The organism is Nitrospina sp. 32_T5, from assembly GCF_052156635.1.
Taxonomy (GTDB): domain Bacteria; phylum Nitrospinota; class Nitrospinia; order Nitrospinales; family Nitrospinaceae; genus Nitrospina.
Genome location: NZ_JBQKUO010000002.1, coordinates 636071 through 655840 on the forward strand (window position 1 = coordinate 636071; position 19770 = coordinate 655840).

Annotated in this window: 20 protein-coding genes; 14 read left to right on the forward strand and 6 right to left on the reverse strand. The window is 55.2% G+C overall.

Features of this window, described 5'->3' with window-relative positions:
- The first annotated feature begins 5 nt into the window (after positions 1–5).
- A complete protein-coding gene (gene acs, locus ACTRW9_RS07800) occupies positions 6–1979 on the forward strand; it encodes an acetate--CoA ligase (protein WP_442428910.1) in 1974 nt (657 codons plus the stop codon).
- Between the two features lie 295 nt (positions 1980–2274).
- Here acs and ACTRW9_RS07805 read toward each other — a convergent pair whose 3' ends face one another.
- Entirely contained in the window at positions 2275–4521 is a 2247-nt protein-coding gene (locus tag ACTRW9_RS07805; protein WP_442428911.1) for a tetratricopeptide repeat protein, read from the reverse strand.
- Positions 4522–4834: 313 nt separating this feature from the next.
- On the opposite strand from ACTRW9_RS07805, the gene ACTRW9_RS07810 reads away from it, so the two are divergent.
- Positions 4835–5773 carry a formylglycine-generating enzyme family protein gene (locus tag ACTRW9_RS07810; protein WP_442428912.1) on the forward strand — a complete coding sequence of 313 codons (939 nt, stop codon included), beginning with the start codon at positions 4835–4837 and terminating at the stop codon, positions 5771–5773.
- 13 nt (positions 5774–5786) lie between these two features.
- On the opposite strand, the gene ACTRW9_RS07815 is transcribed toward ACTRW9_RS07810, so the two are convergent.
- The 4 genes from ACTRW9_RS07815 to typA all read right to left on the reverse strand — a co-directional run bounded on the left by ACTRW9_RS07815 (position 5787) and on the right by typA (position 10576).
- Complete coding sequence (locus tag ACTRW9_RS07815) at positions 5787–6218, reverse strand: Fur family transcriptional regulator (RefSeq protein ID WP_005010582.1); 432 nt, start codon at positions 6216–6218, stop codon at positions 5787–5789.
- 84 nt (positions 6219–6302) lie between these two features.
- Positions 6303–7571, reverse strand: a complete 1269-nt coding sequence (gene hisS, locus ACTRW9_RS07820) for a histidine--tRNA ligase (RefSeq protein WP_442428913.1) — start codon at positions 7569–7571, stop codon at positions 6303–6305.
- 49 nt (positions 7572–7620) lie between these two features.
- Positions 7621–8610 carry a class 1 fructose-bisphosphatase gene (fbp, locus tag ACTRW9_RS07825; protein ID WP_442425585.1) on the reverse strand — a complete coding sequence of 330 codons (990 nt, stop codon included), beginning with the start codon at positions 8608–8610 and terminating at the stop codon, positions 7621–7623.
- Between the two features lie 142 nt (positions 8611–8752).
- Entirely contained in the window at positions 8753–10576 is a 1824-nt protein-coding gene (gene typA / locus ACTRW9_RS07830) for a translational GTPase TypA (RefSeq protein WP_442428914.1), read from the reverse strand.
- Positions 10577–10729: 153 nt separating this feature from the next.
- On the opposite strand from typA, the gene xerD reads away from it, so the two are divergent.
- The 11 genes from xerD (at position 10730) to ACTRW9_RS07885 (ending at position 19173) form a co-directional block, all read left to right on the forward strand.
- Positions 10730–11608, forward strand: coding sequence for a site-specific tyrosine recombinase XerD (xerD, locus tag ACTRW9_RS07835; protein ID WP_442428915.1), 879 nt, complete (start codon positions 10730–10732; stop codon positions 11606–11608).
- A 119-nt stretch (positions 11609–11727) separates the two neighbouring features.
- Positions 11728–12267: a YceD family protein gene (locus ACTRW9_RS07840; RefSeq protein WP_442428916.1), complete on the forward strand. Its 540-nt coding sequence runs from the start codon at positions 11728–11730 to the stop codon at positions 12265–12267.
- A gap of 12 nt (positions 12268–12279) precedes the next feature.
- A complete protein-coding gene (rpmF, locus tag ACTRW9_RS07845; RefSeq protein WP_005010573.1) occupies positions 12280–12462 on the forward strand; it encodes a 50S ribosomal protein L32 in 183 nt (60 codons plus the stop codon).
- 161 nt (positions 12463–12623) lie between these two features.
- Positions 12624–13793 carry a phosphate acyltransferase PlsX gene (plsX, locus tag ACTRW9_RS07850; RefSeq protein WP_442425581.1) on the forward strand — a complete coding sequence of 390 codons (1170 nt, stop codon included), beginning with the start codon at positions 12624–12626 and terminating at the stop codon, positions 13791–13793.
- A gap of 74 nt (positions 13794–13867) precedes the next feature.
- The gene (locus ACTRW9_RS07855; protein WP_442425580.1) at positions 13868–14824 is read left to right on the forward strand and encodes a beta-ketoacyl-ACP synthase III; all 957 of its coding nucleotides are present in this window, start codon (positions 13868–13870) and stop codon (positions 14822–14824) included.
- Complete coding sequence (fabD, locus tag ACTRW9_RS07860; RefSeq protein WP_442428917.1) at positions 14818–15753, forward strand: ACP S-malonyltransferase; 936 nt, start codon at positions 14818–14820, stop codon at positions 15751–15753. The genes ACTRW9_RS07855 and fabD overlap by 7 nt, the downstream gene beginning before the upstream one ends.
- Positions 15754–15771: 18 nt before the next feature.
- A complete protein-coding gene (gene fabG, locus ACTRW9_RS07865; RefSeq protein ID WP_442425578.1) occupies positions 15772–16512 on the forward strand; it encodes a 3-oxoacyl-[acyl-carrier-protein] reductase in 741 nt (246 codons plus the stop codon).
- A gap of 22 nt (positions 16513–16534) precedes the next feature.
- Positions 16535–16768 (forward strand): acyl carrier protein, encoded by a 234-nt coding sequence (gene acpP, locus ACTRW9_RS07870; RefSeq protein WP_442425577.1) that lies wholly within the window; start codon positions 16535–16537, stop codon positions 16766–16768.
- A 12-nt stretch (positions 16769–16780) separates the two neighbouring features.
- Entirely contained in the window at positions 16781–18019 is a 1239-nt protein-coding gene (fabF, locus tag ACTRW9_RS07875; RefSeq protein ID WP_442425576.1) for a beta-ketoacyl-ACP synthase II, read from the forward strand.
- Between the two features lie 18 nt (positions 18020–18037).
- Positions 18038–18763 carry a ribonuclease III gene (gene rnc / locus ACTRW9_RS07880; RefSeq protein WP_442428918.1) on the forward strand — a complete coding sequence of 242 codons (726 nt, stop codon included), beginning with the start codon at positions 18038–18040 and terminating at the stop codon, positions 18761–18763.
- A gap of 125 nt (positions 18764–18888) precedes the next feature.
- A complete protein-coding gene (locus tag ACTRW9_RS07885; RefSeq protein WP_442425574.1) occupies positions 18889–19173 on the forward strand; it encodes an antibiotic biosynthesis monooxygenase family protein in 285 nt (94 codons plus the stop codon).
- A 26-nt stretch (positions 19174–19199) separates the two neighbouring features.
- Here ACTRW9_RS07885 and ACTRW9_RS07890 read toward each other — a convergent pair whose 3' ends face one another.
- Positions 19200–19421 carry a hypothetical protein gene (locus ACTRW9_RS07890; protein WP_442425573.1) on the reverse strand — a complete coding sequence of 74 codons (222 nt, stop codon included), beginning with the start codon at positions 19419–19421 and terminating at the stop codon, positions 19200–19202.
- A 92-nt stretch (positions 19422–19513) separates the two neighbouring features.
- Between ACTRW9_RS07890 and ACTRW9_RS07895 the strand changes: the two genes are divergently transcribed.
- Complete coding sequence (locus tag ACTRW9_RS07895) at positions 19514–19756, forward strand: biotin/lipoyl-containing protein (protein ID WP_442428919.1); 243 nt, start codon at positions 19514–19516, stop codon at positions 19754–19756.
- Positions 19757–19770 lie beyond the last annotated feature (14 nt).

Sequence of the window (19770 nt, forward strand, 5' to 3'; positions counted from 1 at the left end):
ATGCGATGAGTGGTGAAGGATGGTACACCCCCCCGGAAAGCCTGTCCAAACAGGCCTGGGTCCAAAGCATGGAACAATATAAGGAAATGTACGATCGGTCCATCAACGATCCCGAAGGGTTCTGGGCCGAACAGGCGGAGGAGTTTGTCTGGTACAAGAAATGGGACAAGGTCTGGGATTACAATTACAACATCAAAAAGGGAAAAATCTTCATCGAGTGGTTCAAGGGGGCGAAGACCAACATCACCGTCAATTGCATCGACCGTCACCTGGAGACGCGCGGCGACCAAACGGCGATCATCTGGGAAGGCAACGAACCGGATGAAGATTCCAGACTGACCTACCGGGAACTCCATGCCGAGGTGTGCCGGTTCGCCAATGTGCTCAAGAAACACGGCGCGAAAAAGGGCGACCGCATCTCCATCTACATGCCCATGATTCCTGAACTGGCCATCGCCATGCTGGCCTGTGCGCGCATCGGGGCCGTTCACTCCATCGTGTTCGGCGGCTTCTCGCCGACGTCGCTTGCCGACCGCATTGTCGATTCCGGCTGTTCGTTACTGGTCACCACCGACGGCGCGTTCCGCGGCAAGAAGCCGGTTCCCCTGAAAGAGAATGCCGACCAGGCGATGGACATGGCGTCGAAACAGGGCACGGACATAAAACAGTGCATCGTCGTCAAACGTGTCGGCGACAAACTGGAGACCGCCATGCAGAAGGGCCGCGACTTCTGGTGGCACGACGAAATGAAAGACGCCTCGCCGGAGTGCGAACCGGAACAGATGGACGCTGAGGACCCGCTTTTCATCCTCTACACTTCGGGCTCCACGGGCAAGCCAAAAGGCGCGCAGCACAATGTGGGCGGCTACATGCTGTTCACCGCGCTCACGCACAAGCACATCTTCGATTATCACGACGGCGACATCTGGTGGTGCACTGCCGACATCGGCTGGGTGACGGGCCATTCGTACATCATCTACGGACCACTGGCCAATGGGGCGACGACCATCATGTTCGAAGGCATTCCGACGTATCCGGACGCCGGGCGCTTCTGGGCGGTCATCGACAAGCACAAGGTGACCCAGTTCTACACCGCGCCGACGGCCATCCGCGCCCTCATTTCGCACGGTGAGGACATCCCGGCGAAGTACGATCTGTCCACACTGAAGGTGCTGGGATCGGTGGGGGAGCCCATCAATCCGGAAGCGTGGCGCTGGTATCATAAAAATATCGGACGCGGCCGCTGTCCCGTGGTGGACACGTGGTGGCAGACCGAAACCGGCGGCATTCTCATCTCCCCGCTCCCCGGAGCCACCCCCTGCAAGCCGGGGTCGGCAACCCTCCCGTTTTTCGGTGTGGTGCCGGTGGTCATCGAGGCGGAAACGGGCAAGGTGGTGGAGGGCAACGACGTCAGCGGCGTGCTGGCCCTCGCTCAACCCTGGCCGGGACAGATGCGCACCGTATTCGGCGACCATTCCCGGTTCGAGGAAAATTACTTTCAGATGTACCCGGGCTATTATTTCACCGGCGACGGATGCCGGCGCGACAAGGACGGATATTACTGGGTGACGGGCCGTGTGGACGACGTCATCAACGTCTCCGGTCACCGTATCGGAACCGCAGAGGTGGAGTCGGCCCTCGTCCTGCACGACAAGGTGGCTGAGGCGGCGGTGGTCGGGTTTCCTCACGACATCAAGGGGCAGGGCATCTACGCTTATGTCACACTGATGGACGGGGTCGAATACAAAGACGACCTGAAGAAAGTGCTGATCGACTTCGTGAGGAAGGAGATCGGCCCCATCGCGGCACCGGACATCATCCATTGGGCCCCAGGCCTGCCGAAAACGCGGTCAGGCAAGATCATGCGGCGCATTCTGCGTAAAATTGCGGCTAACGAGGGGGACCAGCTGGGAGATACGTCGACTCTGGCCGACCCGTCTGTGGTTGACCAGCTCAAGGCGAGCTACCAGAAAATCTGATCGGTTGTCGCTAAAACTTTAGAAGAGATTGAAAAACGCAGGATTGGCTGGGCCGGAAGTGGGATCATGGAGTTGAGAGACCCAACTCCATGATTCTTCGCAAACGGCGAAAAGAGAAAGGCTTCCCCTCCCTCCCCAAATGTATTGAGCGCTTATCTTGGAATGTTTAATACGATAAACCAGGGTGCCCGCGCTGTCAATTGAAATTTTTGAATTCCTTGTATTTAGAGCGCTTTTTAGGGAAGTTTTCCACAGGCGGGGAGCGGAATTTGACCCCCTTGCGCATGCCGCTGGGTCACAACCTGCCTTGGGCCATATGGAGTTTCACCTGCTTCAGGCCGTGGTGGGAATGAGGATTGATCGGTTGCAGGTGAAGTGACTTTAAAAATGCCTGCCGGGACTCGGAAAGCCGGTCCATTTTCAGGTAGGTCCAACCCAGCCCATCGTGCACCTCCGCCCAGCTGGGATGACGCTCGTATTCCGCCAGGAACCATTTGAGCGCTTCTTCATAACGGCCCTGGTGATAAAGTGCCCGCGCCAATTGAGTACGTGTGCTGGTCCAGAGATCCACCTTCGTTCCCGGCTCGGTCCCTTTCACCGTCACCCGCATCGGATGCGTGTTCGGGTTGCGTTTGATGGAACGTGCCAGCATGGCCTCGGCGCGGCCATACTGCTTCAATTTGAGGTAAACGTAGCCCAGACCCTTCATTGCCTCTGAGGAGCGCGGACGGCGGTCCAAAGCCAGTGCGAACAACTGGAGCGCTTTGTCCGCTTCGTCCCGGTGGTAATATTCCCAACCCAGCCGGTTGTAAACCTGCCAGCCGAAGCGCTCCGACTCCAGCATGTCGCGGAACTCCACGGTCTGAATGATATCCGGGTCGAGCTCGATGGATTTCAGGAAGTACTCCGCACCCAGGTTGGGCCGTCCGGTTTTGTAATACACCCAGCCGAGTCCGATGTAGGGTGTCGGCCTCTGTGGTTTTTCCTGGGCCTTGGCCAGCAGGTAATCGCGCGCCGTCTCCGCATCCCAACTGCGCAGAACCGCCCAATCCAGCTTATGGATCAGATCCGGTTGATCCGGCTTCAGGGCGTCGGCGACGATGAGGTGGTCCACCGCCTTGTCGTACTCGCCCAGCGCGTAATAGGCGAGCCCCAGCCCTTTGTTGCGCTCAAATTCCAGCATGTCCCCGCCGCCCAGTTTTCTGAAATTGTAAAGAGCGAGTTCATAGCGGCCTTTGTGATACTGGCTGAATCCCATGCCGCTGTATGCGCGGGCAAGCATGGGGGTGAGGGGGCCTTCATTTTTGCGGATGTATTCATAATAAAGATACGATGCACGCTTATAATCGCCCCCTGCCAACGCCTCGTCGCCCTGGAACACTTTTGCCAGCTCCAGCGTTTCGAACTGGCGCATTCCATCGAGAGCCACTTCATCGTTGGGGTTCTGCGCCATGGCGGCTTGAAAGGACTTCAGGGCCTGTGCTTCGTTGCCTCGCTTCAATTGCACCCATCCGTGCAGGCTCTGGGGCAGGGACCATTCAGGGTAGGCGGTTTTCAATTCGGCGATGTGCTGTGCGGCGATCTGGTATTTGCCAATCTCCAGGTAATGGCGCGCGAAACGGGATTTTTCCTGGTAGGCCGCATTTACGGAGCGGATACCCATGCTGACTCCAGGAAAACCCGGGTGGGTTCGGCGCAGTTTCTGGAAAACCGTTTCGGCTTCCACCAGGTTTCCCGTTTTCAACAAGCTCCACGCCAGCCCGTTTTGCGCGTCGAACTGCTCCGCGACTTCCGGCGGCAGTGTGGAAAAGGCGTTCAGGGCGTCCTTGTAAAATTCCTTGTTGTACAGTCGCCAGGCGTTGTCCACGGCGGGGTGAGCCAATGATTCCGTGTGCGTGAAAAGGATGGAGGGGTAACGCGGCGCTTCGACCTCCGGAGTGAACAGCGACGCCTTCTGCCAGTCTGAGGGCACAACCTCCACCAGCTGTTCCGGCGGCTTGGGATTCCACGCCTGCCAGTCGGACTTCAACCGTTCCCACTGGTGCCAGGTGTACACCTTCCGAAGCCAGGGTTCGGCTGAATCCGGATGGCCAAGCATCCAGTAGGCGAACCCGATTCCTTTTTTCGCCTGAAGGGAGTGTTTGTCCAGCACAAGAGCCTGTTCGAATTTTTCGAGTGCGTGGTGGTAGTCCTGCATGGCGAAATAGCACCAGCCGAGGCCGGTCACAGGACGGGCGTCATCGGGGAACCGGGTGTGCATTTTCTCGAAGGCGTACAGGGCCTTGCGGTATTTCTTCTGGAAGAAATAAGCCCAGGGCAGAAGCCGCATGGCCCGTGGGTTGTCGTGTTCCAGGATGAGGCTGCGTTTCAGATAAAATTCCGCCACCGCGAACTGGTTGGCATGATACTGGCCGATGGCAAACTCCAGGTAGCGCTGGTGATCGGGAAGGATTTTGGGCGCTTTGGGATCGGGCCGTTCCGGAAAAAGCCGAATCGGGAGCTTGGGCATTTCCAGCACGGGTACGGAAACGTCGTAGGGCATGGACGAACACCCAGCCAGCCCCAATAGCCCGACCAATGATGCGATTCCCGCCGCACGGCTAAATGGTTTTTGATACAATGATGCCATCACAGAAGTTTTATGGAGTTTTATCACTCTTTTCCTATCGGCATTCTTGAGACAAATTTTAGCCGCAAGGGTTTATTAAATTGCCATTTAAATCCTTTTTGCCCCCCTGTTAAAATAGATTGGTCTCCCGGTGGTTTTGAGTTATCATTTGCCCTTTGCCATTTTCCCAGCGAATCTCATGCGTTTTTTTAAATTTCCGTTGGCATTTGTCCTTTGCCTGATCCTTGTGTCCTGCTCCCAGGGCGAAACCCCAAACGAGCAAAACCAGGCTCCCTCCATTGCCGAAATCGAGCAGGAGGCAGGCCCTGGCCCTGTTGCCGCCCAGCCACCGAAACGGGTGGAACCGGTGGTGCTGACGGAAGAGGATAAAAAAATCGCCGCAAAGGCTCCGGAAGGCATGGTCTTCATCAAGGGCGGTTGTTTTATCATGGGGAACAACAACGCCCAGGTGGATGAAAAATTCGAGCGCGAAGTATGCCTCGAGGACTTTTTCATGGACCAGTATGAAGTGACACAGGAGCGCTGGGAACGGGTCATGGGCTTCAATCCGTCCAAGTTCATTGGGCCCACGCACCCGGTGGAACAGGTCAATTACTACGACATTCAGAAGTTCCTCAAAAAGAGCAACGGTGCCTGCCGCCTGCCCACGGAAGCCGAATGGGAGTACGCCGCCCGTGCCGGGGCGGAAACCCGTTATTACTGGGGGAACGTGATGGATGGGGAATACGCGTGGTTCATGGACAACGCGGAAGGGACCACCCACCCGGTCGGACAGAAAAAACCGAACGCTTTCGGTCTTTACGACATGATGGGCAACGTCTGGGAATGGACGGAAGACTGGTGGCAGAATGTGTACCCGTCAGAGAAGTTGAGCGATCCTACCGGGCCCAATACCGGCGAATATAAGGTGATCCGAGGGGGTTCCATCGTTTCCTCCGCCGGGGCTCTGCGTCTGACCAACCGCACCTGGTTGAATCCCAAGAACCGTGTGTACTCAAAAATCTCCACCTACGGTGGGCTGGTGAATGAGAAGTTCAACTACATCGGGTTCCGTTGCGTGGTCTCGGCCGATACGTGGCTCAAGTCGCAACCGGTACGCAAAGTAACCACTGAAGGGGAGGGGAAACTCTCTCCGAACCCGCCGGAAACCACGGCTCAGCCCTGAGCCACCGCCCGCGTCACTGCTGGCATTCCTTGCAGATTCCGAACAGATCCAGTTTGTGGGACGTCATTTTGAAGCCGTTTTTTTGGGCGACTTCTTCCTGTAGTTTTTCGATGACTTCGTTGTGGAACTCAATGATCTTGCCGCATTCCGTGCAGATCATGTGATCGTGGTGTTCGTGGGCGTAATTCATTTCGTACCGCTTCTGCCCGTCGCCGAAATCCAGTTCGGCCGCCAGGCCGCTTTCGGTCAGCAGGGAAAGTGTACGGTACACGGTGGCGAGGCCGATCTTCGGTTCCTTGGCGGAAACGATCTTGTATAGCTCCTCGGCGCTGACGTGATCTTCACAATTCAGAAACGCTTCCAGCACAGCCCGGCGTTGTTTGGTGATTTTCAGGTTGTGCTGGGAAATGTACTTTTCGAGTACTTCCTGTTCTTTATTGCTCATAAATCAGCCTCCCGAACGAAAATCTAGCACTATGGGTGCATGGAGTCAACCGCAGCATAACGGGGTGTGGAAACGATTTCGGATTCAAGGGGTTTTCAAATGGGTTTCTATCATTTCGATGCATCGATCGGGATCAATCGAGACCTGTTGCCCATCCGTCATATTCTTTAAAAAATACGTTCCGCTTTCGATTTCATTGTCGCCGATGATGAGAACAAAGCGGCATTCCTGGCGGTTGGCTTTCCGCATCTGGCTCTTCATGCTCCCGCCTTCGTAGTCCAACTCAACGTACCAACCGGCGGCGCGCAGTATATGAATTAGTTTCTGCCCACGCCGCCTCGCTTCTTCCCCCATCAATACGGCAAACAGGTCGGGCTTCTTCGCAATGTCCTCCCAGGTGGATTCGGGCAGGGTTGCGATGAGGCGCTCCACGCCGACCGCGAAACCGAAACAGGGGGTGGGCGGCCCGTCGAACTCCTCCACCAAAGTGTCGTAGCGGCCGCCGCCGCAGATGGCGTTCTGTGAGCCGAGTCCTTCCGTACCCACCACCTCGAACGTCGTCCGGGTGTAGTAATCCAGTCCCCGGACCAGCTGGGTGTTCAATGTGAACGGGGTGTCCATGCTGGTGAGCGCCTCCTGCACGGCGGCGAAATTCTCACGGCATGCTTCGCACAGGTGATCCGAGATGCGCGGCAGGGTGAGGGCGATCTCCCGGTCACGCTCCACCTTGCAGTCCAGCACGCGCAGGGGATTGCGCTCGTAACGAGAGGTGCAATTGGAACACAGTTCGTCAAGGTGCTTGCGAATCGCGTCTTTCAGCAACTCGCGGTAAGGCGGACGGCATTCCCGACAGCCGAGCGAATTGATCTGCAACTCGACGTCGTTCAGGCCCAGGTCGCGAAACAGGGCGATGAGCATGGTCATGACTTCGGCGTCGACCAGAGGGCTCGCCGAGCCCAGTGCTTCCGCTCCGATCTGGTAAAACTGACGAAAGCGTCCGGCCTGTGGCCGTTCGTAGCGGAACATGGGACCCATGTAATACAGCTTCACCAACTGGTTCTGGCCGTGCATTTTATGCTGGATGTACGAACGCACGACCGAGGCCGTGCCCTCCGGGCGCAGGGTGATTTCCTCGCCGCCGCGGTCGGTGAAGGTATACATCTCTTTTTCGACGATGTCCGTGGTTTCGCCGATACTGCGTTTGAACAGGCTGGTGCTTTCGAAAATGGGCAGGCGGATCTCCTGAAACCCGTAAGGCGCAAACACCCGCCGGGCGGCCGCTTCCACCTTGTGCCATTTTTCGATCTCACCGGGAAGAATGTCTTTGACGCCGCGTATGCTCTGAATTTTCATTTAACGGTTGGGCTGATCAGGTTTTGGTTGCGGGAGGAGTCAGGCACCGTCACGCAAGCAATGCATGCGCGCGGTCCATGTCCTCTGGACTGCCGATGTACAGGGGAACGCGCTGGTGAATGTCTGTGGGCTTGATATCCAGAATGCGTTCTTTTCCGTTTGAAGCCTTGCCGCCGGCATTCTCCACGATCATCGCCATCGGTGCGGCTTCGAACGCATAGCGCAGTTTTCCTTCAGGACTTTTCCTGTCTCCGGGATACATGAAGATGCCGCCCTTCAGCAGGGTGCGGTGAAAGTCTGCCACCAGCGATCCGATGTAGCGGAGCTTGTACGGCCGCTTCGTTTTCTTGTCGTTTTCCTTAAGATACGCGACGAGTTTTTTTTGTGGCTCCTGCCAGACCTGCGAATTGCCTTCGTTGACACTGTAGGTCGATCCCTGCTGGGGAATCTTCATGTCCTGTGTGGAGAGAAAAAACTCTCCCAGTGCGGGGTCCAGGGTGAAGGTGTGTACACCGTTGCCGGAAGTGTATACGAACAGTGTGCTGGGTCCGTAGATGATGTATCCCGCCGCCACCTGCTGGTGACCCGGTTGCAGGAGATCGTCGTCGGTCACGTCCGGCCCCGGGCTCTGCTTCCGGTACACGGAAAAAATGGTGCCGATGTTGACGTTGACGTCGATGTTCGAGGAGCCGTCCAGCGGATCGACCATGAAGATGTACTTGCCTGCTCGGTCCGGTGGGATGATGACGGGCTTTTCGTTTTCCTCGGAGGTGATGGCGCAGATGTTGCCGGATTCCCCGACCAGCTTGATGAAAATGTCGTTGGCGTAGTCGTCGAGCTTCTGCACTTCCTCCCCCTGCACGTTGACGCGGCCGGACATACCCAGAATATCCTCGCCCAAACCCGCGTTGTTGACCTGCAGGGACACGATCTTGGCGCCCACCAGCACTTCGTTCATGAGGTTGGTGAACTCGCCCGTGGCGCCGGGAGTCATTTTCTCCTGGCGCCGGATGAACTGCACCAGCGTGGTTCTGTCCATAAATCAGACTCGTTATTCTTTGGGATCGCAGGGAGCCGACGAGGTACAACCGTCGCCAAAAACAGGCGTGATTGTATCCCATTTACCGGGTTTCCTCAACGATGCTTTAGTGAATGGTTTTTGGGGAAGGGGGCATGGGTTGTCAGGCCACCTTCTGTGTCTTGGCCTGACGCTTGCGCTCGTTTTCATCCAGGTACTTTTTGCGCAGACGAATGCTCTTGGGCGTGATCTCAGCCAGCTCGTCCTCGTTCAGAAAGCCCAGCACCTGTTCGAGGCTCATGATGCGGGGCGGGGTCAGGATGACGGTGTCGTCGGACCCGGACGCGCGCATGTTGGTCAACTTTTTTTCCTTGCAGATGTTGACCACGAGATCGTTGTCCTTGGCGTTTTCGCCGATGATCATGCCGGTGTAAACCGGTTGGCCGGGACCGACGAACAACTGGCCCCGGTCCTGCAGGTTGAAGATGGAGTAACCCGTGGTCTGCCCGTTTTCCAGCGCGATCAGGGCGCCGCGCAGCCGCTTGGCGGAACCGCCCAGGAACGGCACGAAAGTTTCGAACGTATGTTGCAGCGTGCCGGTGCCCTTGGTCATGGTCAGAAAATCGGACTGGAACCCGAACAGGAACCGCGTGGGCACGTGGTACTCGAGACGCACGTGGCCGTCGTCCATGTGAATCATGTTCTTGAGCGAGCCCTTGCGGGTGCCCAGGGCTTCCATCACTTTTCCGGAATAGGTTTCTTCGACGTCGATGACGACAAACTCCATTGGCTCGTGCGTCTTGCCGTCGATTTCCTTGAGAAGGACCTGCGGGCGCGAAATGCTGAACTCGTATCCTTCGCGGCGCATGGTCTCGATGAGGATGCCGAGGTGCAATTCGCCGCGGCCGGAGACCTTGAACTTGTCGCCCGCGCCGGATTCCTCGACTTTCAATGCGACGTTCGATTTGACTTCCTTCATCAGCCGCTCGCGCAAATGACCGGAGGTGAGAAACTGTCCGTCTTTGCCGGAGAACGGCGAATCGTTCACCGAAAAATAAATCGACATGGTCGGCTCGTCGATGCGGATAAGCGGCAACGGTTCCGGATGTTTGCTGTCAGCGATGGTCTCGCCGATGTCCACATCCTTCATGCCCGCGATACCGATGATGTCGCCCGCTTCCGCAGATTGCACCTCGCTGCGGGTGAGTCCGTCATAGGTGTACGTCTTCATCATCTTGAATGTTTCCTTGGAGCCGTTCCGGCGAATGAGTGTGCAGGGCACATCGGCGCGGAAACGGCCGCGTTCGATCTTGCCGATGGCAATGCGGCCGACGTAGTCGTTGTAATCGATCGACGTCACCTGCATCTGGAACGGGGCTTCGGCATCGCCGTTGTGTGGCGGCACCTTCTCGACAATGAGGTCGAGCACCGGCGTCATGTCCCCCGGTTCCGAGTCGAGCGTGCGTTTGGCAAACCCCAGCTTGGCGGAGGTGTACACAATGGGAAAATCCAGTTGGTCGTCGGTGGCGTTCAGGTTGACGAACAGGTCGAATACCTGGTCCACCGCACGGTCCGGATTGGCTCCGGGACGGTCGATCTTGTTGATGACGACGATGGGCTTGAGTCCCAGCTCCAGTGATTTTTTCAATACGAACCGCGTCTGCGGCATGGGGCCTTCCGCAGCGTCAACAAGCAGGAGCACACCGTTGACCATTTTCAGGATACGCTCCACCTCGCCGCCGAAATCGGCGTGGCCGGGCGTGTCGACTATGTTGAGCTTGTGTCCCTTATAAAGGATGGACGCGTTCTTCGAGAAAATGGTGATGCCGCGTTCGCGCTCGAGGTCGTTGCTGTCCATGACGCAGGAACTGTGTTCGGTGCCTTCGCGGAACATGCCGCTATGCTCCAGCAGCCGGTCGATGAGAGTGGTCTTGCCGTGGTCAACGTGTGCAATGATGCCGATATTTCTAATATGTTCCGTGTTCATGAGCTCCGTTCGCTGTCAGCGGTAAAAGTAGGTAATGTCGGTATATATCGAATCCGGGAGGGCAGGGGAGGCCCTGGAAGGCTTCGATTATTGTTTAATTATATGGTATTATAGCCTATCTTATTGATTTAAAACAACCTGGCCTGTTGCTCCATGGATTCCAGCCTGAAACAGTTTGTCGAGTACCTGACTGTCGAGAAGCGGCATTCGCCGCATACGGTGGCGGCCTACCGGCGGGACATTGCTTCGTTTCTGGACGCCTTCTCCGGCGAGACTCTACATTGTATCACCACTTCGCAGGTTCGAGAATACTTTTTAACGCTTCAAAACAAGGGGCTGGCCAGCCGGTCCATTGCCCGGGCCCTGTCTTCCATCAAAGCGTTTTACCGGTTCCTTGTGAGGGAGAACCTGGTGGAAAGCAACCCGGTGGATATTCTGGAGTCCCCCCGCCTGTGGCGCAAACTGCCGGGAATTCTGTCCCTGGCGGATGTCGAGGCCCTGCTGGAGGCCCCTGACCCTGCGACGCCGCGAGGCATCCGTGACCGCGCCATGCTGGAATTGCTGTACGCGACGGGGCTCCGCGTCTCGGAACTGGTGACGCTCCAAACCGCGAACCTGAACCTGGAGGTGGGCTACCTGCGGTCGTTCGGCAAGGGTGATAAGGAAAGGGTGATCCCGATGGGCGAAGCGGCGCGTCGGCTGGTTAATCTGTATATTCAGGAAGTTCGCCCTAAATATTTGAAAAATAAAAGCTCGAATTTTCTGTTTTTGACCCGGCTGGGTGACGGGATGACTCGCCAGGGGTTCTGGAAGCTGATCAAGCAGTACGCCATGCAGGCTGGGGTGACGGTGCCGGTTTCTCCACATACCCTGCGTCATGCATTTGCCACGCATCTTTTGGAGCGGGGAGCGGATTTGCGCTCGGTTCAGCAAATGCTGGGTCATTCGGATATTGCGACCACGCAAATTTACACCCATATTCTTCAGGAGAGGATGCGCGACATACTGGACCGGCACCATCCACGGGCCTGAGTTCGCGGAGCGGAAATTTTGCTTGACGGACTACCCCTTTAAAGCTAAGATTTTGAAACATTTACCTGCCCGCCCACTCAGGTTCCATACCCAATCAGACCGCACATTACGGGACAGTCATGAGTCTGATCATTGATATTGATGACATTCCGGAGGACGAGCCTCTGGATTTGAACCTGACGGAACCGGCGGACCAATTCGCTGTCGACCCGGAAACGGGTGCATTGAAGGAAGCGGTGCAGGTGACCGGCAACCTGATCCGTTCCAACCGCGACGTTTACCTGGCAGGTCTGGTGAAAACGGTCATGTCCATGACCTGCTCGCGTTGTCTGGAATCGTTCCGGTTCGATGTCGAAACCCCGATCCATGCCACGTTCATTCCGGCACCGGATCCGGACAGTCTGGAAGCGGAGCAGGAGCTGGTCGATTCGGATATCGAACTCGAATATTATACGGATCAGAAAATTGACTTGACTCAACCGGTTTACGATCAGATTATGTTGAGTCTTCCCATGGTCCAATTGTGCCGGGACGATTGCAGGGGGATCTGCCCGAAATGCGGTGCGTCCCTGAACCGGGAATCGTGCCGGTGCGAAGGGGATGAAGACATCGACCCCCGTCTGGCCGTATTGAAACAATTAAAAGAAAAGTTGAAATAATCAGGAGCCATCATGCCCGTACCCAAGAAACGAACATCCAAATCCCGCAAAGGCATGCGCCGGTCGCACGACTCCCTGACGGTTACGGGGTTCGGAGAATGCCCGCAATGTCACGAGTTCAAGCGTCCCCACCACGTGTGTCCTCACTGCGGATACTACAAAGATAAAGAAGTGATCGAAGTCGAAGCCCTTTAATCGCGTACGGGAAAGCATTTGCTTTCCACTATGCAGGGTTTCATCGGATACCGTTCCATACCAAGTTCGAGGAATGCCTGAAGAGCGTTCCCTTCCTGCCCCAATCAGTCTGGTCACCACGTTGAGGGCCGTTTGAAGGACCGGAGGAGTGCAGACCTGAGATGAAAATCGTCGTAGATGCCATGGGAGGAGACTTTGCCCCGCAAGCGGTGGTGGAGGGAGCCGTTCTGGCCACCCGCGAATTCGGGTTTCCCGTCATCCTCGTTGGCCTGTCTGACGCGATCCAGGAAGAACTGGACAAATACGAAGACGCTAAAGACCTGCCCATCGAAGTGCACCACGCCGACGAGGTGGTGGAAATGCACGACAGCCCCAGCAAGGCCTTGCGGACCAAAAAAAAGTCCTCCATGAAGGTCGGCCTGGACCTGGTCAAGGAAGGAGAGGGCGAAGCCTTCATCAGTGCCGGCAACACCGGAGCGGTCCTCGCGTATTCCACCATCATTCTTCGGCCCCTCAAGGGTGTGGACCGGCCCGCTATTGCCATCCAGCTTCCCACGTTGCAGGGATCAGCCATTCTTCTGGATGCTGGAGCGAACGTCGACTGCAAATCCAACCAGCTTTTCCAGTTTGGCATTATGGGCCATGTTTACGCCAAGTATATTCTGGGCCTGGATGAGCCCGGGGTGGGTCTGCTCAGCATCGGCGAGGAAGACGGTAAGGGCAACGAAGTCACCAAGGAAGCTTTTCGATGGCTTTCGAAATCCCACATCCGTTTCATCGGCAACGTCGAGGCAAAGGAAGTGTATCGTGGAAACGCAGATGTCATCGTCTGTGACGGCTTTACCGGAAATGTGGCGCTCAAGATCAGCGAAAGCCTGGCGGAAATGATTGGAACCAACCTGAAAACCCTGTTCACCAGCGGCATCGTGCCCAAGATGGGCTACCTGATGTTGAAAGGCCGTTTGCGCGAATTCAAAAAATCGGTGGACTATTCGGAAGCGGGCGGAGCGCCCCTGCTCGGGGTCAACGGCGTGGTCATCATCGCGCACGGCAGCTCCAATGCCAAGGCGGTAAAAAATGCGATCCTCCGCGCTCACGAATTTGTAGAAAAGAAAGTCAACCAGCATATTCGCGAAGACATCGAATACAATCTGGACAGCAAAGGTTCATTCTGGCAGCACATCAAGGAAATTGTGGCGGGACACGACGAAAACGGGGGCGTTCCCAGCAAGACACCCACGCCACCCAAAGCCGAGCTGGAAGAATCCGAGGAAGAACTGGAACCTGAAACCACGGATGAAACCCCTACGGAAGAACCGGACAAGCCGTAACCGCTGCGCCCAACCTTTTTCTCCTATCTATGAAAGCACGATCACCCTTTAATGCAGAGTTAGTCGGGACGGGAATGTACGTTCCGGACAATGTCGTCACCAACTTCGATCTCGAAAAGAATTTAGACACCTCCGACGAATGGATTCGCACCCGCACCGGTATCGTGGAGAGGCGCATCGCCAGGAAGGACGAATCCGCCTCCACCATGGGCATCGCCGCCTCAATGATGGCACTGAAGAATGCCGGAATGGAGGCGGGCGATCTCGATATGATCATCGTCTGCACCTCGACGCCGGATGTCATTTACCCCGCCACTGCCTGCTTCGTGCAGAAAGAACTCGGCGCGAAAAAAGCCGCAGCCTACGATATTGCCGCAGTCTGTTCCGGTTTCGTTTTCGGACTTTCCATTGCCGAGCAGTACATCAAAAGCGGACGCTATGAAAATATCCTCGTCATCGGAACGGAAGTCAATTCGCGGGTCATGGACTGGACCGACCGCACCACCTGCGTGTTGTTCGGTGACGGCGCAGGTGCCGCCATTCTCCGCCGAACTGAAAAGCCCGAACCCTGCGGTATCCTGTCCTCTCATATTTATTCCGACGGCACGCAGTCGGACTTGTTGATCGTTCCAGGGGGCATTGGTAAAACTTCGTTTACCTATCAGGGTATCGACGACAAGCTCTATTGCCTGAAAATGTCCGGGCAATCCACTTTCAAGGTTGCGGTCAAGCGAATGAGTGAAGTTTCGCGGGAGGCCCTTGCCCACAACGGCCTGTCCAACGAAGACGTTGCACTTGTCGTTCCGCACCAGGCCAACCAGCGGATCATAGAAGCTGTAGCGGACAAGCTTGAAGCGCCTTTGGAAAAAGTCTTCGTAAATATTCACAAATACGGCAACACGGGTTCCGCTTCCATTCCGATCGCCCTGCATGAGGCACGGGAAGCCGGATTCACACCTGTGGGCAGTGTCACTCTGCTCACGGTCCTGGGAGCCGGGTTGACGTGGGGATCGGTGGTGATCAAATGGTAAAGACCGCGTTCTTGTTTCCGGGGCAGGGCTCCCAGTTTGTTGGCATGGGGAAAAATTTTTATGATTCGGATCCCGAATGCCGCCGGATGTTTGAGGAAGCCGATGAAATCCTGGGTGATTCCATCAGCCAGGTATGTTTTGAGGGTCCCGAAGATAAACTGAAACTCACTGAAAATACACAGCCTGCGCTTTTAATCCACAGTATAATTGCCTTGAAACGGCTCCGCGATCATGGTATTAATTCCGTGCTGGCGGCTGGCCACAGTCTGGGTGAATTTTCTGCCCTGGTGTGTGCCGGTACTCTCCGTTTTGGAGATGCCGTGCATCTCGTCCGCCAACGTGGGCGCTTCATGCAGGAAGCGGTTCCTGTAGGCGTCGGCGCCATGGCGGCGATTATCGGGTTGTCCGCCGAACAGGTCCAGCAACTCTGCCTTTCAGCGTCCTCAGAGGATGCCATCGTTCAACCTGCAAACCTCAACAGTCCGGAGCAAATCGTCATTGCCGGTCATAAGGAACCGGTGGAGGCCGTCTCGGAGAAGGCGCGCGAACAGGGTGCGAAAAAAGTCGTGATCCTGCCCGTCAGTGCGCCTTTTCACTGCAAGTTGATGGAACCCGCGGCAATGCGCCTGAAAGCGGAGATGGAAAAAGTTGAATTCAAGGATGCAAGCATTCCGGTGATAACCAACGTGGAAGCGGCTCCAAATAATTCGGGTGACAAGGCCCGGGAACTTCTGTTCAAGCAGGTCTGTTCCCCAGTCCGCTGGACCGAGATCATGCAGTGCATGATCGACCAGGGAGTCGAAGCGGTGGTGGAGCTGGGATCGGGTAAGGTCCTTTCCGGTCTCATGAAGCGGTTCAGCAAGGACATCCGCTGTTACCAGGTGGGTGATGAGGAGTCGCTGGCCAAAACCGTGGCCGAATTGAAATAACTTTCAAACGGAATGGATATGGAACTCAAAGACAAGGTGGCGCTGGTCACCGGTGGCGCGCGCGGAATCGGTCAGGTGGTCGGTGAGATGCTTGCCAATATGGGGGCCCATGTGGTGCTGGCGGATGTCAACAAGGACGGTGCCGAACAGGCCGCCGAAACTATCTGCAAAAACGGTGGATCCGCTTCCGCCGCAGGGCTCAATGTGGCTTCCGCTGAAGAGGTTCAAAAAGTTTTTGACTCTATCTCCAAAGAATTTAAACTGTTGGATATTTTGGTCAACAACGCCGGGATCACCCGCGATGGGTTGTTGATGCGCATGAAAGAGGAGGACTGGGATCTGGTTCTTTCCATCAACCTCAAGGGCTCTTTCCTCTGCACTCAGCAGGCAGTCAAACAAATGATCAAACAAAAGGACGGGGCGATTGTCAATGTCGCGTCCATCGTCGGGGTGATGGGTAATCTGGGACAGGCCAATTATTCCGCATCCAAAGCCGGCCTGATCGGGTTGACCAAAACCACTGCCCGCGAAGTGGCGAGCCGGGGTATCCGCGTCAATGCCATTGCGCCGGGTTTCATCGATACCGATATGACACGCCAGTTGAAAGAAGATGTGCGCGAGCAGTTGATCGGGCAGATCCCCATGGCGCGTCTCGGCCAGCCGCAGGATATTGCGGACAGTGTTGCGTTCCTTGTATCCGACCGGGCTCGTTATATTACCGGTCAGGTCATCAATGTTAATGGTGGGATGTTAATGTAACATCTTTGAGGAGTCTCAAAATATGTCAGTAGAACAAAAGGTAAAGGAAATTATCGTAGAACAACTGAATGTGGATGAAAATCAGGTTAATAGCTCCGCATCTTTTATCGATGACCTCGGTGCGGACTCACTGGATACGGTGGAACTGGTTATGGCGTTCGAGGAAGCGTTCGACATTGAAATCCCGGATGAGGAAGCCGAGAAAATCGCCACGGTACAAAATGCCATCGATTATATCAACAACCACACCAACTAACTCCCTTTTGATATGACCCGTCGTGTTGTTGTTACAGGCCTTGGAATGCTGTCTCCGCTGGGAATCGGCGTTGATGCCAACTGGGATGCGGTCTGTCGGGGGAAATCCGGCATCGACTACATCACCCGGTTCAACGCCCAGGATTTCCCGGTGCGCATTGCCGGAGAGGTGGAGGGTTTCGATCCTGCGGACCACATTGAACCCAAAGAGATTAAAAAGATGGATACGTTTATCCATTATGCGGTCGCCTGCTGCCGGTTTGCGCTTAAAGACTCCGGCCTCGAAATCACCGAAGCCAACGCGGACCGTGTCGGCACGTTGATCGGCGTCGGTCTGGGCGGTCTTCCAGCCATCGAAAAATACCACGAGGTCTATCAGAACAAGGGAGTTCGAAAAATCACGCCGTTCTTTATTCCGATGCTCATTCCCAATATGGCATCGGGTCAGATTTCCATCATCTTTGGCACAAAGGGACCCAATACCTGTGTGGTGACGGCCTGCGCCAGCGGAACGCATGCCATTGGCGACGCGTTCAAGATGATTCGCGACGGGGTGGTCGACGCCATGATCGCAGGCGGTTCGGAATCGGTCGTCACCCCCCTCGCCATCGGCGGGTTCGCTGCGGCCAAGGCGCTGTCCACACGAAATGATGACCCCCAGGGAGCGAGCCGTCCGTTCGATAAGGACCGCGACGGTTTTGTCATGGGTGAAGGATGTGGTGTGTTAATTCTTGAAGAAATGGAATCCGCAAAGAAACGCGGTGCCCGAATTTATGCCGAAGTTGCCGGATACGCCCTCAACAGCGATGCATATCATATGACCGCGCCTTCGAAAGATGGAGAAGGTGCCGCCAAATGCATGGAATTGGCATTGGAGGATGCAAAGATGAATCCGGAAGAGGTGGATTACATCAATGCTCACGGTACCTCCACGGGAGCGGATTTCACCGAAACGACCGCGATCAAATCGGTATTCAAGGACCACGCGTATAAATTGCAGGTCAGTTCCACCAAATCCATGACCGGGCATCTGCTTGGAGCTGCGGGCGGGGTGGAAGCGATCTACAGCGTGCTGGCCATGCACCATGGTGTCATTCCACCCACTATCAATTACACAACGCCGGATCCGGATTGCGATCTCGATTATGTTCCCAACACCGCTCGGGAAACCAAAGTCCGGGCGGCTCTTTCAAACTCCTTCGGCTTCGGCGGAACCAACGGTGTGGTGATTTTCAAACAACCGACGGACTGATGAAACACGGTAAGCCTCATGCTGTCGAAGGAACGAATCGATGAGCTGGCACAACTCCAGAAAAATCTGGGGTACACTTTTAAGGATATCCTGCTCTTAAACAAAGCCCTCACCCACAAATCCTACGTCAACGAAAAATCCGAAGCCATTAAGAACAATGAGCGGTTTGAGTTCATGGGGGACTCCGTTCTGGATGTCGTGGTCAGCCATTACATGGTGAAAACTTTCCAGGATTTTTCAGAAGGTCTGCTTTCCAAGATACGTGCGGCGGTGGTCAACGAAGCCTGCCTTGCAGGCCTGGCACGGGATATCGGTCTGGGGGATTATCTGCTACTCGGCCGGGGAGAAGATCTCACCGGGGGGCGGGATAAAAATTCTATTCTGGCAAATGCGTTTGAGGCCGTGGCGGGGGCCGTCTATTTCGACAGTAACCTGGAATCTGCTTATGACGTATTCCTTCCCAGGTTAAAAAAAGAAATCGCCCAATACGCCAAAACGAGCCGTTTCCGGGACTTCAAAAGCGAACTCCAGCACTTCTCGCAGAATACCCTCAACTGCATCCCGTTTTATAAAGTGGTTAAAGAAACCGGACCGGACCACGAAAAGCAGTTCGAGGTGGTTGTGCGGACCAATGGTGAAGAACAGGGACGGGGAACCGGACGGAGTAAAAAAGAAGCGGAGCAGGCCGCTGCGCGTAATGCACTGGAGCACCTGAACCCTGAATTCAAAGAAAATGGGGCATAAAAGATGCTTCCGTTGAGGGATGTGTATTTAAAGGACCAGGCCCGGATGTTGAGTATTGTGCGGGCCTCGTGAATTCTTGAAATTAGATTTGTTTTTTACCGATCTTAAAACTTTTGGGGGATGATATGGTAACGGTTGGCATGAATTACAAAGTGATCAACGGCAAAGAAGAAACATTTGAAAATGCATTCAATAATGTCCTCAAGGTAATGGCTGAAATGGATGGGCACACCAAGACGTCTTTATATAAGGATGTAAACGATCCCCAACAGTACCTGATCGTCTCCGACTGGAATTCCGAAGATGCCTACAATGCATTTCTGAACAGTGACAAGTTTGCCGGTGTGGTCAACTGGGGGAAGGAAAATATTCTGGCAGGCCGCCCTTCGCACACGGTTTACCGTCAGTAGGGAACTTCTAACGCAGATTTGGCAGGTCAGGGGTTTTCCACAGACCGGTACTGGATTTCCCCGTTGCGGATGCTTCTAAGCAGTTTCTTGTGAAAGTGCTCTGTGTCGTGGGGAGGGAAGTCGTCGACCCGCCAACGGACGCGTACCAGCTTGCCGTCCGGATGGCTTATGATCTCTCGGACTTCACCGTTATTACGCGACAGCGGTTCGTACAGGTGGTCTCCCACTTTCAGTTTGATTTTATCCATATCCCGTTTGCTTGGTTTGAATCTGCATTCATTATACTTGCATTGCTCCCATTAATAAATCGATGCGTGCATGATACAACAGGAGGACCGAAATGGCTTACATCACCATGGCCGCTATGTATCCAACGATGACTTCAGGCAAAGTTGATGAATTCCTGGTGGGCATTGGCGATACCATCAAGAAGGGAATGCCTGTAGCGGAAATCGTCGCCGAGGGTTATTTTACCCTGATATCTGAATATACCGGAACCATTAAAGAAATTTATGTAGGTGAAGGGGAGTACGTGGAAGTAGACACCCCAATCATTGAAATCGAGGAAGAAGAGGGCGAATAGAATTAGCCCGGAAC

Excerpts from the sequence above, each read along its gene's own strand:
- fabG (WP_442425578.1), top strand. The coding sequence starts at position 15,772 with ATGGAACTCAAAGACAAGGTGGCGCTGGTCACCGGTGGCGCGCGCGGA.
- typA (WP_442428914.1), bottom strand. The coding sequence starts at position 10,576 with ATGAACACGGAACATATTAGAAATATCGGCATCATTGCACACGTTGAC.
- fabF (WP_442425576.1), top strand. The coding sequence starts at position 16,781 with ATGACCCGTCGTGTTGTTGTTACAGGCCTTGGAATGCTGTCTCCGCTG.
- rpmF (WP_005010573.1), top strand. The coding sequence starts at position 12,280 with ATGCCCGTACCCAAGAAACGAACATCCAAATCCCGCAAAGGCATGCGC.
- ACTRW9_RS07895 (WP_442428919.1), top strand. The coding sequence starts at position 19,514 with ATGGCTTACATCACCATGGCCGCTATGTATCCAACGATGACTTCAGGC.
- ACTRW9_RS07890 (WP_442425573.1), bottom strand. The coding sequence starts at position 19,421 with ATGGATAAAATCAAACTGAAAGTGGGAGACCACCTGTACGAACCGCTG.
- rnc (WP_442428918.1), top strand. The coding sequence starts at position 18,038 with ATGCTGTCGAAGGAACGAATCGATGAGCTGGCACAACTCCAGAAAAAT.
- ACTRW9_RS07805 (WP_442428911.1), bottom strand. The coding sequence starts at position 4,521 with ATGCCCTACGACGTTTCCGTACCCGTGCTGGAAATGCCCAAGCTCCCG.
- fbp (WP_442425585.1), bottom strand. The coding sequence starts at position 8,610 with ATGGACAGAACCACGCTGGTGCAGTTCATCCGGCGCCAGGAGAAAATG.
- ACTRW9_RS07815 (WP_005010582.1), bottom strand. The coding sequence starts at position 6,218 with ATGAGCAATAAAGAACAGGAAGTACTCGAAAAGTACATTTCCCAGCAC.
- ACTRW9_RS07840 (WP_442428916.1), top strand. The coding sequence starts at position 11,728 with ATGAGTCTGATCATTGATATTGATGACATTCCGGAGGACGAGCCTCTG.
- acpP (WP_442425577.1), top strand. The coding sequence starts at position 16,535 with ATGTCAGTAGAACAAAAGGTAAAGGAAATTATCGTAGAACAACTGAAT.
- acs (WP_442428910.1), top strand. The coding sequence starts at position 6 with ATGAGTGGTGAAGGATGGTACACCCCCCCGGAAAGCCTGTCCAAACAG.
- plsX (WP_442425581.1), top strand. The coding sequence starts at position 12,624 with ATGAAAATCGTCGTAGATGCCATGGGAGGAGACTTTGCCCCGCAAGCG.
- ACTRW9_RS07885 (WP_442425574.1), top strand. The coding sequence starts at position 18,889 with ATGGTAACGGTTGGCATGAATTACAAAGTGATCAACGGCAAAGAAGAA.
- ACTRW9_RS07855 (WP_442425580.1), top strand. The coding sequence starts at position 13,868 with ATGTACGTTCCGGACAATGTCGTCACCAACTTCGATCTCGAAAAGAAT.
- hisS (WP_442428913.1), bottom strand. The coding sequence starts at position 7,571 with ATGAAAATTCAGAGCATACGCGGCGTCAAAGACATTCTTCCCGGTGAG.
- fabD (WP_442428917.1), top strand. The coding sequence starts at position 14,818 with ATGGTAAAGACCGCGTTCTTGTTTCCGGGGCAGGGCTCCCAGTTTGTT.
- xerD (WP_442428915.1), top strand. The coding sequence starts at position 10,730 with ATGGATTCCAGCCTGAAACAGTTTGTCGAGTACCTGACTGTCGAGAAG.